This is a genomic window from Spirosoma endbachense, from assembly GCF_010233585.1.
Taxonomy (GTDB): domain Bacteria; phylum Bacteroidota; class Bacteroidia; order Cytophagales; family Spirosomataceae; genus Spirosoma; species Spirosoma endbachense.
The window spans coordinates 2,288,902-2,304,505 of the sequence record NZ_CP045997.1; the positions used below are offsets into that span (position 1 = coordinate 2,288,902).

Below are 15,604 nucleotides of genomic sequence, written 5' to 3' on the forward strand. Positions count from 1 at the left end.
ACCTCCATCAGATGCTAGAACTTGAATGTCAGTGAGCCCGACAATTGTTTCAGGGGTTGCGGCAAAGCCCAGTTCGAATAATAGGCTTCATTGGTCAGGTTATTGCCTTTGAGCGTAATTCGCCACTTCGGTTGGTCGAAGAATACCGACGCGTTGAGCAGCGTATAGCCAGGAATGGTAATTAGGTTTGCCGCGTCGAAATAGCAGTAGGACACGTGATTGCCGCCGATTCCCAAGCCGAGGTTACGCAGTGCTTTGCCGGAGAACTTATACGTCACCCAGAGATTACCGAAATTTGTGGGTGACTGCGCCACAAAATTGCCTACGAAATCGGCTGCTTTAACGACCTTATTTTCATTCTTAGAATAGCCAGCTATGATATTGAGGCCCCTTACCGGGTTGGCAATCAATTCGATTTCGTAGCCTTTACTTTTCTGAGAGCCATCCTGGAGGACGAAACTATTTTCGACACGGGTAGCATTGCTAATGGCAATATCATAATAACTAATGCTTCCGCTCATCTTCCGATTGACGATTTCTGCTTTTACGCCCACCTCCCATTGATTGGCATTGAGTGGTTTGAAAACCGACGTAGTGCCATCGGGCTGCACCACAGGCGCTACGTTCTGGAATCCATTCATGTAATTGCCAAAGAAGGACAACTGCTCGGGCACAAGCTGATAGACAAACCCAAATTTGGGCGAGAGCGCTGTTTGCTGGTAGTTGTTGGTGCCAGCAACTCCGTTGGTAATGGTCGGATTGTTCACAAAACGGTCAACCCGCAGGCTCAGCATCACAATCAGATTCTGCGTCAGATTGATCACATCGGATGCATAGGCGCTGTAGGTACTAAGCTTCGTCTCGTTATTCGAATTGGTTTTAGTCGCGATTAAGGCGTTTACCTTTTCCAGATTGATGCCGGGAATCGGGCGCTTTGTATTGATGACATCGTAAGTGCCTACGTCCGTGAATCGTAGCTGGCTCGAAAACGTGTATAAATCGACGCCTGCCAACAAACGATGCCGGATACTACCCATCTGAAAATTGCCTACAAAGTTTTGCTGCGCATTAATTGATGTAAAAATCCGTGGTCCATAGTTGGATATATTTCGGTTAAAGGTTGTGTCGCTGGTCCAGTTTGGGTAAATCTGATTGCTGTGTTCAATCCGGTTCGTACCAATGGCTACCGTGGTTTGCGACGTCCATTGTTTATTAAGGATGTATTTTGCGCCAGCCGAGTAGTTCAATGACGTCAGGTCGGCATCAATATTTTCACCCCCCAACGATGTACTGACGCTAATGGGAATATCCTTGAAATTGCGATAGGATGTCCGGTTCAAGGTCTGGTAATACGCCACCGTCGACCGATTCGTCGAATTCAGTTCCGCATCGAATAAAAACGATAGCCGATCATCGACTTTATACGACAGGCTGGGCGTAACCGTGAAGCGACGATTATGACCAAAATTCTGGAAAGAGCCTTCTGAATGTGCAGCGGCATTCACCCGGAATAAAACCGTTTTATCTGTGTTTAACGGCGTGTTTATATCGGCTGTAAATCGGCTCAGTTCGTAGCTTCCTGCTGTATAGGATACCTCGCCTTTGAAGGTTTCGAACGGTTTTTTAGTGACCTGATTGATCAAGCCCCCAAAACTTATCAAACTGGAACCAAACAACGTACCAGATGGCCCTTTGATGACCTCAACCCGCTCCAGATTGATAACATCCGACTGGTAAATCTGAACGGCCATCCCATTACGAATGGTTGTGGTTGCCGTAAATCCACGGATGGTAGCGCCCGTTCCACCCGCCGGGTTGTTGTTGGGCGCTACGCCGGGAACATTTCGTAACGCATCTTTAAAATCAGTAACTACCTGGTCGCTAATCAGCTCCTTGTTGACTGCCGTGTAGACCTGCGGATTTTCGAGGTTCCTGATGGGTAGCCTTGCTACGTAATCCGATTCTTTAGCCGCAAATTTATTCTGATTTCCCCTGACCAATACTTCCTCTAACACTTTCGAATCTTCATTCAGGTTAATCGTAGGCGCAATGGTCGTTTTATTAGCGACCACATCCACAGTCAGTTCCACCGGTGAATAGCCAACAAACTGAACCACCACCGTTTGTGCGCCTTCTGGTACGTTTTTTATCAGATATTCACCGTTTTCATTCGTTACCGAGCCTTTATTTAGCCCTTTGATGGTAACGTTTACGAATCCCGCAGGCTTGTCGTCTGCGGTTTGAACAGTTCCTCTAATGGCCCCCCTGCCTGCTTCTGAAGCGTGCGTTTCAGCGTAAGCGCTGTGAAGCGACAGAAGAAACGGTAGGAGTAGAAAAACACAAATGGGTAACCTACTGATTAGGTACTTAAACTGTTTCATACTTTTGTTTACTCTGTTAATCGTTTTGGAGAATGAATTGACGGATATCCGGTGTAAGGTTTGGCGACAGTGCACCGGATTTTTATTGACTGAACTGGGTAATGAAAACACAAGAATCAGTAAATCACTCACTGGAAATTCAGTGAGTCGTTAACCACTTTAAGTGCGCATCAGGATGCTTATTGTTCGTTACTTGACTTGATTCAAAAGATACTTTTAATCGTTATATTTATTTAGACCAATTATAAATAACATCACAAACTTAAGGTAGAATAATAACCCGTGCAAACGACTGGTGTTATTATTCTACCTCTTGTCACCTGATTAGTGATCAGGGCGTTATAAAATGCAGTAGAGAAGTTGCTGAGAAATTTCCCGAATCCGCAAAGCTTTCAGGAAATTGGTTGATGTCGGCGATAGCCAACCATGTTTGTAAATTTGGTTCTTAGATAATTGGCTCATACCTCACCAATAGTCATCAACCTTAATTCAGCCACCACGCTTTGTGTTCTTCTGGTCGTCGTTATTGATTTTCCGGCTATTATCTGCTTTGAATAGGGTGCCGAACTCCCAGTTCAGCGAAAGACGGACTGTGCGCATCAGATACCGGTTTTGAATGGTGGTTTCGAAATCGGTGCCTCGTGTGAGTCCCGTCTGACTAATGTAGCCGCCAAAGGGACTGACAGAGGTAAGTGTAACGGTCAGTTTTCGCGCAGGAAATTCTTTTTTGGCCGAAAAGCTATAGTAAAACCAGGAGCCTTCGTAACCCTGCAAGGTCACACTTCGGGCATCGTAGTCGCTGTAGGCTTGTAGGCTAAACTGGTTTGGAAATTTCCAGCTACTGTTTACATTGATACCCCAGGCCATACCACTGTTGCTGATCGCCACTGCTCCGCTCTGGAAACGGGCATGCCGCAGGTTGGCATTGCTGTTGATTTTCCAGTTAGGCAGTACGTTGAATGAGGTGGATAGATTAAGGCCGAATTGCCGGTTCGACGCCAGATTCTGTTTGGTGGTGGTTGCAATTCCTGCTGCGTCAATTCGAATAATGCTTTCGATGGAATTGCTGGTTTCCCGTCCAAATAGCGATGCATTGAGAAAGAAATCGGAGTCGGTTTGGAGTGCATACGTGAATTCTAGCTGGTTTACTCCTTCGGGACGAAGCGCCGGGTTACCCATTTCGATATTCTTGGGGTCTTGTGAGTTCTGGTTAGGATTTAAATCCCAGATGGAAGGTCGCGAAATGCGTTTGGTGTAGCTCAGCGTCAGATTGTTGTTGGCGTTCAGCTTTTTAAACAGGGTTGCGCTCGGAACAAAATTCCAGAACTCATTGCGAAAGGTAATGCTCTGATTCTGTTGTCGGCCTTTCAGAAACGTACCTTCCAGGCGGGCTCCGGCGTGTAGTGCCCAGCCATTTTGCCATTTTAACTTAACCTGACTATACCCCGCCAATACGTTTTGAGAATACGTAAACAGGTCGCTACGTGACGCTACTGGCACCAGTTGGCTGGGATTTTCAATCTGGCTGGCCCATAGCTGATACGTACTGCGATTGTCGCGGAGAATTAATTTGGCTCCACTTTCCCAGGCATGTTGACTACGCTTCGCAAAAGGTCGAACATAGTCGGTCTGTAATGTCCATTCCTGATTGTTGGTATGGTTGTCGTTCACTTCACGGTAGAGAAGTTGCTGATCGACATCCGTTTGCCGGGCATCATAGTAATAATCATCTACAGAATTAGTATGCTGCGCCATGATGTAAAGCTCCTCACCCGGTTTTCTGAATTTGTGCGTGAAGCCCAGGTTTAGGTCGATTCCCCGGTTAGGCGATTTGGTCGTAACGTTCTGGCGAAAGTCTTCCAGCAACGTACCATTCGCTGCAAAGCGACGATTGTGCTGATCGCTGTTGTTTGGCCAGTTGCCCAGCCATCCATTCACAGAAAAGTGAAACACATTCGTAGAGTCGGGGGTAAACTCAATTTGCAGATCACCCGAGCCGTGTGGCTTGGTATTATCCCGGGTAACGTCCTGTTGAATCCGGCCCGTTGGGGTTCCGTTTTCGAACGTCAATCGGTTCAGATTAACTTCTTCCCTGTTCCGAAACTGGTGGATATGCAGGTAGGAGCTGACGTTCCATTTATCGCGGCTGACCGAAATACGCGGATTGATGGCCTGTTCCAGATTCCCCGCTACCACTTCTACCGTACCACTCATCTGTTGCTGTCCTTTTTTGGTGATGATGTTAATTACCCCGGCGGCTCCTTCGGCATCATACTTAGCCGATGGGCTGGTAATTACCTCGATGGCTTTGATCGAATTGGCGGGCATCATGTTCAGTGCATCGGCTGCGCTACGTGCCATTTGCCCCGAATATTTCCCATTGATGAGAATGCGTAGATTCCGGTTGCCGCGCATCGTTACGTTACCAGCCGCATCGACATTCAGAATGGGCGCTTTGCGGAGTACATCAGCGGCCGTTCCACCCTGATTGCTAATGTCCTTTTCGGCATTGTAGATCAGCATACCCGGCTGCTGTTCGACCAGCTGGCGCGTACCCGTTACGGTGACGGCCGTTAGTTGTTTGATCTCTGCCTTGAGGTAAATGGTATTGAGATCAACGATGGATAATGCCTGAGAAACCGAAAAGGGAATGATTTTAGGCGCATATCCGACAAATGACAGATTCAGAAAATAAGAACCCTCGGTTATATCGGCGGACTTGAAAACGCCATTTTCGTCGGAATACGTTAACGCTATGACTTTTTTCTACGCATCCTGAATGCCGATGGTGGCAAATTCGATTGGTTTTTGGGTCAGGGAATCGGCAATGATGCCTTTGATAAGGTAAGGTGATGTCTTTTGGGCGTTAGCAGGTGTTGAGTGGGTGAAGCAAAAGAAGAGAATGGAAGACAGGAGAAAGTTATACTTCATAACGAATTGAACGATTACGGGAAGCCGGTCTGGGCTTTTTTCGCTGCCCGAGTCCACGGTTGCCGAATCCACGGCGGCCCCACCAGACGTAAAAGCCGGTGATGGGTAAACTGGCGCAAATCAGGCTGGCAATGAAATAGATAATCTTGGTCGGCATGTCGCCAATGGCCCCTACATGCAGGGCATAGTTGGTCCGACGGAGCCAGTCGGCAAAGTTCAGTTGGTCGATCTGAAGGGCCGTAGAAGGTAATTCCCTGAGTGTGTATTGATCGAGGTAAATATCGCGCCAGGAGCCTTTGTCCATGTCCGTGCAAACGTAAATGGCTTCGGCGGGGCTGTCTGGAATCGAAACAATGATGGCATCTTTGTTATAAACGCCCAGTTCTTCGAGGCCATTTTTAAACGCTAAATCCACGTTTTTCAGGCCGTTTTTCAGGGCAACCTGCGTTGTATCGGATACGCCCCGTTGGTAAGGAGCCGGAGCGCCACCACCCGATGCGAGCCAGTAGACACCCTGGTTGACCCAGGGAAAGCCCATGATAAGGCCGGTGAGGGTAAGAACCAGCGCAATAATCAGCGAGTAAAAGCCCAGCACATTATGCAGGTCATAATTAAGTCGCTTGAATCGGGCCTTCCATTTGATGGAAAAGCTCTTTTCCCGGTTGCTTTTGTTCCATTTTTTGGGCCACCACAAAATCAGCCCGGTAATCAGTAATACGAAAAAAATCAGCGTCGCCCAGGATACGATCTGATGGCCAACCTTCCCTTCAACCCAAAGCCCGGTATGCCCTTCCAGAATGAAATGGAAGAAATCTTCATGATCGACGATGCCCGTAATTGCAGCCGTGTAGGGGTTGACAAAGATCAGTGAATCGGAATCCAGTGTAACTTTAGCCGTCCGCCCATGCCCCTGGTACCAGATACTTGACATCGTTTTATCGGGGAAAGCGGTTTTCATTTTCTGCTGAATCGCCGACGGAGGCAGGTAGACGGCTTCGGCAGGCCGTTTCGCGTTTTGCCAGGGCTGGGTCAGTGGCTTAAGCTCCTGCTCGAAGACCAGAATACAGCCCGTGATCGATACAATGAAAACAACGATGCCCGATGCCAGGCCAAGCCATAAGTGCAGCCAGGCATTGATTTTTTTCAGGATCATGATAGCAAGGTTAAGTCGCCCGCTACGTAGCGGGCGACCAGAACAATTATTTCGTTTTTTCGAGACGAAGAATGTAGTTGATACCCCCCACGAACTCAGCGCCCTGGGTCAGCTTGTCGGCAGTTGGGTCGTATTCCCAGATGTAGTCTTTATCGGCCGCGTTGACGGCGATGTACGCTTTGCCATTTTCTACAACTACGGCCTGTACCATTCGTTCGCCTTTATCGACAGGTAGAGCCAGTGTTTTAACAAAGGCACCGGTTTTAACATCGATCACCGAGAAGGAATGATCGGCATCAATCGACTCACCAGCTACACGTGTGCGAACAATGGCTTTGCCGTTGCCGACATACCACATGGCTGCGCCCATACCTTTGTTAACTTTAGACGAAAAATCGAAGTAGTACGACTGATCCAGCGTCGTGCTGCCACTCTTGATCCGGTAAACGGCTGAAGGTGATTTGTAATCGTAGTTATAAACCGGGTCGGTCATGAAGTAAATATCCCCGCCCTCATCCTGGAAAGAAGCGGGCGCATAGACGGTTGGCCCGCCGGGATTGGTCGAGCGTATATCCGAGATAGTACTTTCTACGGCCATTGTCGATGCATTAATGACCGCTACACTCAACTGCTGATAGACTGGCATAATTGGGTATGTCGAAAAATCGGATGACGCAAAGCTGTATCCCAGAAACAACTTACCGGCACGATATTCAGCAAAGCCCATCGAATACGTATCGAAGCCCGTCGGAAATGCCTTTAAATCGAGCTTGCCCGTCGTAACGGTCATGTCGGCGACTTTAATGACCGCGTAACGGCCTTCATTTTTACCCGCGTTTTCGCCCGTACCGAAAATGACCAGTGTTTGATCATCGACCCAGGCGTAGGAACTCCAGTTGAGGTACGTAAAGGGTACTTCTTTATCGACCACTACAGCACCATTGGCAACATGATACTTACCCAACCGGCCACTGCCAAAATTGGCATGGTAATAAAATCCATTTTTCTGGATGATGTCCTGCGCGTACACCTTACCGGTCATTTCAGCGCCGTTGCCTTGTAGGCTGATCGTACCAGAGGTCAGCGACGGAATATCGGCGATGTAATAGGCAATATTTGGCCAGGAGCCCACCGCCAGTACGGCAGAATAGGTGCCCGCTTCCTGCGGTGCTGGTGTATCATTGCTACTGCTACAGCCATTCAGGAGGAATGCGAGCAGGGCGATCAGAATTGTTTGGACAGGGAAATTGAGAAATCGGTTCATTGCATTGATTAGTATAAAACGAGAGGTTGTTATTTAAGAAAATAGCGGAGTTTCACCGAGAAAGCTCGTCCGGGTTTCTGCAGTCGGAAATTGTCGAAAGCCAGTGCATCGGTCAGGTTGCGGCACTCACCCGAAATGTTGTAGCGACCGTTAAGAAAGGAGTAGCTCAACGTAGCGTTGTGGATCAATTGATTGGGAATGCTCGATTTGCCGTTTACATTGCCAAAGGCCGCCCAGGTCAGATAGAACCAGTGTACATACTGGGTGTACCAGTTAAATTGCAGCCGAGTGCCGTTGCCGAAAACGTTATTCTTGCCAAGGCTCAGATTGGCATTGCCGAAAAACCAGGGTTGGTTCGGAATCTTGTTCTTGTAGGTTGCCTCGTAGACCGTGGAACTGGTGCTACCAAACTTGGTCATATTGACCGCACTTTGATACGTAGCATTGATGTTGAATGAAAGCAGATCGGCGTAGTCGTAGCGTAACTCGGCTTCAAAACCCGTAACCTGCACACTCGATTTATTCTCATTTTTTAGCGCCTTCGACCGTTGGTCGGGAACGGGATAGATGAAATCCTGCGCATCGCGGTAAAAGCCCGAAGCTTCGGCAAAAAAGCGGTGTTTGTTAAATCGTAAACCGTAATAACCACCCAGGTTGGCGTTGTAGCTGCTTTCAGGTTTGAGGTCAGGATTAGGCTGAACGTTCAGGCCATCGCCAAATACTTCTTCCACTTCCTGTAAGCGGTAAGCCCGTTCGAGCGATAGTTTGATACCCAGATCAGGCAGAATTTTAAAGCGCGATGCCAGGCCATAGCCGTATTTGTCGAAATGGGTATTCAGGGTTTGATAGGCCAGGTCAACGTATTTTTTTCGCTCCAGCCCCAGACCGTAGTATTTGGCAAAAAAAGTGTTAGTCAGCCGTTTGTCCAGAAATTCCTGCTGATAGGCGAAACCAATGATCTGCTTGCTCATCAGGCCCGGCATATCGTCGCCCGAAACCAATAGCGAATTGTAGCTTTCGTTTTTGAGATGGTCGAGGGTATAGTTGAGGTTGAAGGAATGCTGCTCGTTCAGCACATAGCTCAGATTGGCCCGCATGAATGTTCGGGGGCGAATAATGTAGGAAAGCGACTTGATGCCACCCATTTCGCTGGCGGCTTTGGCCGTCCAGAAACCATCCCAGTAATATTGCCGGAAAAGTGTATCGGCGGTGATGTAGGTGTCTTTTGACCGCGATGCGAACAGATTCAGATCGAGTCCTTTCACCAGCAAATCATTCTTTTTGTAGCGTAGCGTAGCCGTTGAGGCTTTGCTTTTTCGGGTCACGTTGCCATATACAATGGTCTGCTCGAAACCAGTTTGTAAATCCTGCTGCCCTTCCGAATAGCCAAATCCTGCGTAGAAAACATCAGCCCAGCGTTTGTTGGAAATACCCACTTCCACCTGCCCCATGGCCGATTGGTAGTGATCGTGAAACCGAGGCACATCGGCCACCACAAAAGAAGCCCCTGTCAGATCGGTGATCTCGTTTCCGACTCGTTTGCCACCTTCCAGGATTTCCACTCCTTTCATTTTGTAGGTATTGTCGGAGTAATTGTAGAAGCCGCTGGCTTTGAGGGTGATGCCCGTTGGTTTATGAACGTACTGCCCCGTCAGCGCCGACCGATGCGTATTGAACGAACCGTAGCTATGGCTGACGTCCAGATAATTTTGCTGACGCTGGTTCGTGATTACGTTCACAGCTCCGCCCATCGCATCGGAACCCAGTTGTACAGGCACGACGCCTTTGTAGACTTCAATCCGTTCGGCCAGATTAACAGGAATGCTATTGAGCGATACCGCACTACCCAGAATTTCCAGTGGCACACCGTCGATGAAATATTTGACCGCCTTGCCCGAAAGCCCATTGATTGAAAAATTGAAATTGGACCCCAGGCCGCCCTGCTCCCGAATACGTACGCCCGCGCTACGATTCAGAATCTGATTCAGATCGGCCGTCGTATTGGCAAATTGCTTAGTCTCGATGGCATTGACCGTAAAGGCCTGTTCTTTTACCTGCTGGACCTCGGTCTTGCCAAAAACACTAACCTCATTCAGGTTTTGCTGATTCTCCTTTAAGCTGAAATTTGCCGTTTGGGACTGGCGGGACTTAATCGTAATTTCCTTGAAAACAGGCAGGTAACCAATGGCCGAACTACCAATGGTATAGTTGCCCGGCTTGATCGATACGAATGAATAGAAGCCGTTCGCATCGCAGGTGGTGCCGTAAGCTGTATTTTTAAGGGCGACGGTAGCGCCAGGAATGACTACACCCGATTCGGATTTGACATAACCCGAAAGCACCGCGACGCTTTGCCCGGAAGCCGCAAACGACAGTAGCCAGAGAGGAATTAGTAACTGAAAAAGTACAGATTTGACAGGTTGCATTGGTTGATATAAAAAGTAGCTATCAACCAATGAGTAGCGTCACCGCCAACTTCCCGAAGGTCAGGGAGAGAAAAAAGTTGAATTTTTTTTAGTCAAGGGTTCAGCCGGTCTAGCCGCAGGATGTAATCAACCTGGTCGTCGAAGTGGCGACCCTTACGTAGCGAACCGGCTTTAGGATCGTAAATCCAGATGTAGTTGCCACCTGAGTTGGATTACTCTAATAATCTTTTCAGTTCCTCTTCATTTGGAAGATACAACAGGTATTTGCTGGCAAAAATCTGTTTGTTGTCTTTAGGCAGGGTGATCTCTACTATGGCGTCTTTTTTGTCTTTGCAAAGGATGATACCAATAGTGGGCAATTCATCTTCTGTCTTAACGTACCGGTCGTAGTAATTCACATACATTTGCATCTGGCCTAAATCCTGATGTTTGAGTTTGCCGATTTTAAGGTCGATTAGCACAAAACACCTTAGTAAACGATTATAAAACACCAGATCTACCCGAAAATGCTCTTCCTCAAACGTGAATCGTACCTGTCGTCCTACAAACGTGAAGCCTTTGCCTAATTCCAATAAGAAATGTTCGAGCCTATCGATCAATGCTTGCTCTAATTGCGATTCGGAGTAAGTGCTTTGTTCGCTCATGTTCAAAAACTCAAGAACATAAGGGTCTTTGATCGCGTCCAGCGGTTTTTCTAATATTTGTCCGGTGAGCGCTAGGTCTTTTACCTTGTTTTTGTCTTTGGAGACGAGCAGCCTTTGGAATAATCCGGAGTTGATTTGCCTTTCCAGCTCACGCACGCTCCATTGGTTGTTTTCAGTTTCTATCTGGTAAAAGCTTCGTTCATCTTCGTTGTCGATACGCATCAAATGGATGTAATGCGTCCAGCTGAGACTTTGCGAAATCACCGATTTCGCATTCTTATAAGTGATATAAAACTTACGAATCAGTTCAAGATTTCTCCTCGAAAAACCCTTCCCAAATTCAGCATTAAGGTGTTTGGACAATTCGGTTAAAACATACGAGCCATAATCTGTCGTATGCTGGCCATGCTGTTCCTGCTCCACAATCTGTTCCCCCATTTCAAAATAGGTCTGGACCATAATGTGGTTGACCTGTTTGACAATGCCAGTTTGCGCCTTTAGCAGTAACTGTCTGATACTTTCAAAAAAGGATTTGTCGATTTGTATATTCACTCACAATTCGAATTATGCGCTATTCGCTGGATTAAAGCGTTTGTCGTTGTCAATCTGCGTATTGTTTTGTTATACTATTGCCATAACATGCCAATTGACGCAATTTAAGTACAAAATGCGCATTACGAAATTTGTACTACTCGGCAATATTACCCTGTCAAGGGTTCAGCCGGTCTAGCCGCAGGATGTAATCAACCTGGTCGTCGAAGTGGCGACCCTTACGTAGCGAACCGGCTTTAGGATCGTAAATCCAGATGTAGTTGCCACCTGAGTTGGGGTTGACAGCAATATAGACCAATCCCTTTTCAACCAGGATGCAATTGCGGGCCGTTCCTTTATCGAGCGGGAGATCAAGACGGACCGTCGTTTGTTTGGCCAGATCGAGTACGTAAAAATCGAAATGCGGAACCAGGTAATGATCCTGCATCCCCTTAAAAAGGCCTTTCCGTTCGGTACGGACAATCGCTTTGTTATTCCCGATGTACCAGAATCCGTAACCGTGGTTATGAATGGGTGAAGCTGAGAGATTGAAAAAGTAATCTGGATCGAGTGCTCCGTCTGCCTTATTGATGCGAAAAATGCCGGTCGGCTTTAACGCATTGTTGCCCAACGCAATACCCGGACAGGAAATAAAATAGAAATCACCCTTCTCGTCCGTAAAGAAATGTGACTGACGCGTATTGACGCCACCAGGGTAGGTCGAGCGGGTATCGGTAAAGGTGCGGATGGTTTTTAGACCGGGATAGGTTAACTCGGCTACGTACAACGTATCACTGGTGGTGTAGCGGTTTAAGTCGGATTTGTGATAGGTATACCCCAAATACAGGTTGCCGTTCAAAAACGTAGAGAAACCAATAGACATGGAGTTAAACCCGTTCGCTGGAGCCGGAAGGTCAATCACTCCCTCCATAGCCTTCATCGGATCAAAGGTAATTTTAGCGTACCGTGCTTTCGAATGTTGGGAGTCGTGCCCCATGATCAGTAGCGTGTCGCCGAGCCAGTTGTAGTTGTCAACACTCCAGGTACCCGTTAACTGAATCGAGTCAGTTTGGGCGTACTGCTTGTTTATAATCGTGTTCCGTACGAATTGGCCGTTCTTCCAGCTGAGTCGGTAGTAGCTGTTGTTATGAACAATCAGTTCATAAAAAATTCGGGAAGGAGTTACTCGGGCGCCCTGAGCGATAGGGTCGATATGGCCAGAGTCAATCGTATCGGTTTGAACGATATACTCCGTTCCATCCTTCATCATTACATAAAGGCTGTATTTTTTCTTTGCATTCCGCTCATCACCAGCTCTTTCTGGCGTACAGGTAATGATTTGACTTAAGCCAAAAAAAAGTAATACTGTAACGAAACAGTTCCTGGAAAACTCATTCATACCCTCTTCTCAGATATTGAACTGCCGCATAAGGTGACGCTGCATCAAAGGTGGCAGACCGGAGAGAGAACCTTGTGAAAGGATAATGACCTCGTTGTCATTGGATGAATTGCCGTAGTTCAGCGCAATGTAATTCTGGCCTTTTTTTAAGGTCATTTTCTCGATTGCTTTGTCGGGTCGGGTGCAGCTACCCTGGATTGTTAGTTCAAGATCGCGTTTGGGGTTGATCATCACGGCACCGCAAAATTCAATACGTCCCGTTTCATTGTTGATTTCAACATTGCTTTTGGGGCCAATAGATAGCGAATAGGCGCTTTCCTGAAGGTCTTGATTGGTGGTTGCCGATACGTTATTGACGACAATCACACCGGAATCAGTAGCCTGATTTTTAACGAAATAAGCGCTAAGCCCGGCCAGCGCAAGCAGGAGAATAGCAGCGGCCTGCCGCCAGAATGGACTGAAAAAAAACTGCACAGTGGGTTTTCGCCGGGAGGGAAGCACCGTCGATATTTCTTCCCACATATCGTCCTGAATCCTGGTCTTGCTTTCGCCGAAGGGAAACGGTAACGTAGGTTCGGTGGTGAATTCATCATCGAAAAGCCAGGCCTCTACCGCCTTAATTTCTTCGGGAGAACAGTGGCCGTTGTGGTATTTTTCGATAAGTTCCTTACTAATCTTCATGAATGCGCTTTCGGCAAAATAGCTGCTTTAAGTAAAAGTAGCACAAATCAGGAACAACCGTAAGTCGTGGAGATAAACTAGATGAAGTATTCAGAAAGATTAGTTTTCAGCGTTGCCAGGGCGCGGGTAATGTGGTACTCGACGGCCCGTTCCGAAATCAAAAGCATTGAAGCGATTTCCTTATTGGATAATCCCTGCTCGCGGCTCATTTTAAACACATTCTGACACTGGGCGGGTAAAGTATCAACAAGATGACTGACCTTTTCTTTCAAGCTATTATAGAGTACCTCGTTTTCGGTACTATTAGCAGCTGCACACTCATAAGCCACTGATTTTGCCGTGTGTTCCTGCCGAATCTTACTGTTTCGCAGGTATTCAAAAACCTTGAACTTAGCCGAGCGAAGTAAATACCGTTCTACCGATGTTGTGATTTCCAGCTCATCGCGCCGTTCCCAAAGCGACTTGAAAATATCCTGCACCATTCCTTTGGCAGCTTCAACATCGCGTAAATTACTGTAACAAACGTTAAACACCTGCTCCCAATACTGCAAATACATCTCCCGAAACGATTGTTCATCGATTCTAATAGGATTGGTACAAAGTATCTTTTCAGGCATACAACTAGAGAATGCGCAAAGATAATCTGCCACAATTGTTTTATGTAGAATAATTCTAAATAAATTCTTATCAACTCATTAATGTCCTGGTTGCCGGCATACCAGGACGTTTTGAAATTGGCCAGGACTTTAATTGTATGCTTCTGAGTCAGGTTTTAAATTTCTTTTGCATCGGCAAACGTAGTAGTCAGTGGTTTTCCATCATTACGTTTGTTTTTCTAGGTGTGCAGGCACTTACAATGTGATGTGTCATTGTCCAAAAGAAGAAACAGCATCCAGAGTCAAAGAAGGCGATATGATTTTAACATGCCTTTGTATATTGTGGATAAACTCGAAAATTTGGGCGAGTCTATCCTGATTATTTAGAAAAATCAACCATGATGTGCTTCTAAATCTGGATCAATTCAAAAACTTGTGGGGCATTGTTTTTTTAGGTTTGTGCGTTTCCACTAGTTTTAGAGAGTTTCTTGCCCATCATTAGTTTCTGTTACCCGAGTTTATTCTGGAGAATTTGAATTGACTTCTATCGATCGGTAGGATGCTGTCTTGTTAGATACATATTGAGGAGAAAAATACCGATCACGACAAATCCCCATAAGAAGAATCTACTCTCCAAAGGCTTCTTTTCCACCAGTATGGTTCACGCTTTTCCACTCCGAGGCCACCAGGTTTTCTTCACATTAATCGTCGTCGATGGCCACCGTGGCGCGGCTCAATACCCAAACCGGCAAAGTCGTTTATCGAGACTGGACCCATGTTTCTGATGGGGCGCGGATGATCAGCGAGTTCCCCGCTTTTTTAAAAGCCATCAGCAGCATCGGCTGTCCGACAATACCAATCCGACTAGCATCTGATCCATTGGCGGATTTTATGGGGTAGATTGCCGTGATTAATGCCTAATTGAAATATGTTGACCGAAACAGCAGCATTCGTATTCCGCTTATCCAGGTTGTACCAATTCCCGTTCCTTATGTCGGCTTTTAGGACGACATTGGTCGCCAGGCTCTTGAAGACCGAAAATATTTCCACCAAGAATTCAGGAAACATTTCGGCGTTAATCCCAGTGAGTATTGCAGCAAAGTAATGAACGCAACGAATTGTCAGTAATATAAACTGGATTTCCTACCTCGCGATCAGCTCCGTTTGGCGATATTTACTCAAATCTTACCCGCGAACGACTTCTGAATAAGTCCCAGTCTGGGCGTGAATAGTTAATGAATCTTGTGGCTTTTTATCCAGAGTGAAGTTTAGGTAAAGGGTGTGGGCAAATTGAATGAGTCGTATTATTTTTCAAACTTATCCCTTTCGCCCTACGACCTCTAGCCAATGTCTCCCACTTCCGGGTTGATGGAAAGTTCGCCCTATCCGTTAGCCCAGATCAAAAGGCCCCTTTTATAACCTTCCCCTAAAATTTTAACGGCTTTATCACTGGACTTATCCGCCAAATCAGTTTTTAAGAAAATTATTTCTCAATAACATACAATTTTAGGTTCTTAGCGTTATAATTGTATGTAAAACAATAATTGCCTTAACAAGTATATTAGTTCATCAATAAACAAACGACTTGCTGCGCTCAG

At 46.7% G+C, this 15,604-nt stretch carries 11 protein-coding genes; 1 reads left to right on the plus strand and 10 read right to left on the minus strand.

The genetic code is table 11. The features are described from left to right. Nucleotides 1-14 precede the first annotated feature (14 nt). From GJR95_RS08945 to GJR95_RS08985, 10 genes are all read right to left on the minus strand, one after another. Nucleotides 15-2,381, minus strand: coding sequence for a TonB-dependent receptor (locus GJR95_RS08945; RefSeq protein ID WP_162385545.1), 2,367 nt, complete (start codon nt 2,379-2,381; stop codon nt 15-17). A gap of 489 nt (nt 2,382-2,870) precedes the next feature. Next, nucleotides 2,871-4,904 carry an outer membrane beta-barrel family protein gene (locus tag GJR95_RS08950; protein WP_232541128.1) on the minus strand — a complete coding sequence of 678 codons (2,034 nt, stop codon included), beginning with the start codon at nt 4,902-4,904 and terminating at the stop codon, nt 2,871-2,873. Between the two features lie 243 nt (nt 4,905-5,147). Then, nucleotides 5,148-5,312 (minus strand): hypothetical protein, encoded by a 165-nt coding sequence (locus GJR95_RS42050; RefSeq protein ID WP_232541129.1) that lies wholly within the window; start codon nt 5,310-5,312, stop codon nt 5,148-5,150. Then, nucleotides 5,302-6,465: a PepSY-associated TM helix domain-containing protein gene (locus GJR95_RS08955; protein WP_162385546.1), complete on the minus strand. Its 1,164-nt coding sequence runs from the start codon at nt 6,463-6,465 to the stop codon at nt 5,302-5,304. Before GJR95_RS08955 ends, GJR95_RS42050 begins: the two co-directional genes overlap by 11 nt. Before the next feature lie 46 nt (nt 6,466-6,511). Continuing rightward, the gene (locus tag GJR95_RS08960) at nt 6,512-7,729 is read right to left on the minus strand and encodes a DUF4374 domain-containing protein (protein WP_162385547.1); all 1,218 of its coding nucleotides are present in this window, start codon (nt 7,727-7,729) and stop codon (nt 6,512-6,514) included. A gap of 29 nt (nt 7,730-7,758) precedes the next feature. Beyond that, complete coding sequence (locus GJR95_RS08965) at nt 7,759-10,155, minus strand: TonB-dependent receptor (protein ID WP_162385548.1); 2,397 nt, start codon at nt 10,153-10,155, stop codon at nt 7,759-7,761. 212 nt (nt 10,156-10,367) lie between these two features. Further along, nucleotides 10,368-11,351 carry a PDDEXK nuclease domain-containing protein gene (locus GJR95_RS08970; RefSeq protein ID WP_162385549.1) on the minus strand — a complete coding sequence of 328 codons (984 nt, stop codon included), beginning with the start codon at nt 11,349-11,351 and terminating at the stop codon, nt 10,368-10,370. Nucleotides 11,352-11,508: 157 nt separating this feature from the next. After that, entirely contained in the window at nt 11,509-12,729 is a 1,221-nt protein-coding gene (locus GJR95_RS08975) for a DUF4374 domain-containing protein (RefSeq protein WP_162385550.1), read from the minus strand. 9 nt (nt 12,730-12,738) lie between these two features. After that, on the minus strand, nt 12,739-13,410 hold the full coding sequence (locus tag GJR95_RS08980; RefSeq protein WP_162385551.1) for a hypothetical protein: 672 nt from the start codon (nt 13,408-13,410) through the stop codon (nt 12,739-12,741). Between the two features lie 77 nt (nt 13,411-13,487). After that, nucleotides 13,488-14,027: an RNA polymerase sigma-70 factor gene (locus GJR95_RS08985; protein WP_162385552.1), complete on the minus strand. Its 540-nt coding sequence runs from the start codon at nt 14,025-14,027 to the stop codon at nt 13,488-13,490. 693 nt (nt 14,028-14,720) lie between these two features. Here GJR95_RS08985 and GJR95_RS42055 point away from each other — a divergent pair. After that, nucleotides 14,721-14,906 (plus strand): hypothetical protein, encoded by a 186-nt coding sequence (locus GJR95_RS42055; RefSeq protein ID WP_232541130.1) that lies wholly within the window; start codon nt 14,721-14,723, stop codon nt 14,904-14,906. Nucleotides 14,907-15,604 lie beyond the last annotated feature (698 nt).

Excerpts from the sequence above, each read along its gene's own strand:
- GJR95_RS08945 (WP_162385545.1), bottom strand. The coding sequence starts at position 2,381 with ATGAAACAGTTTAAGTACCTAATCAGTAGGTTACCCATTTGTGTTTTT.
- GJR95_RS08950 (WP_232541128.1), bottom strand. The coding sequence starts at position 4,904 with ATGCTGATCTACAATGCCGAAAAGGACATTAGCAATCAGGGTGGAACG.
- GJR95_RS42050 (WP_232541129.1), bottom strand. The coding sequence starts at position 5,312 with ATGAAGTATAACTTTCTCCTGTCTTCCATTCTCTTCTTTTGCTTCACC.
- GJR95_RS08955 (WP_162385546.1), bottom strand. The coding sequence starts at position 6,465 with ATGATCCTGAAAAAAATCAATGCCTGGCTGCACTTATGGCTTGGCCTG.
- GJR95_RS08960 (WP_162385547.1), bottom strand. The coding sequence starts at position 7,729 with ATGAACCGATTTCTCAATTTCCCTGTCCAAACAATTCTGATCGCCCTG.
- GJR95_RS08965 (WP_162385548.1), bottom strand. The coding sequence starts at position 10,155 with ATGCAACCTGTCAAATCTGTACTTTTTCAGTTACTAATTCCTCTCTGG.
- GJR95_RS08975 (WP_162385550.1), bottom strand. The coding sequence starts at position 12,729 with ATGAATGAGTTTTCCAGGAACTGTTTCGTTACAGTATTACTTTTTTTT.
- GJR95_RS08980 (WP_162385551.1), bottom strand. The coding sequence starts at position 13,410 with ATGAAGATTAGTAAGGAACTTATCGAAAAATACCACAACGGCCACTGT.
- GJR95_RS08985 (WP_162385552.1), bottom strand. The coding sequence starts at position 14,027 with ATGCCTGAAAAGATACTTTGTACCAATCCTATTAGAATCGATGAACAA.
- GJR95_RS42055 (WP_232541130.1), top strand. The coding sequence starts at position 14,721 with ATGGCCACCGTGGCGCGGCTCAATACCCAAACCGGCAAAGTCGTTTAT.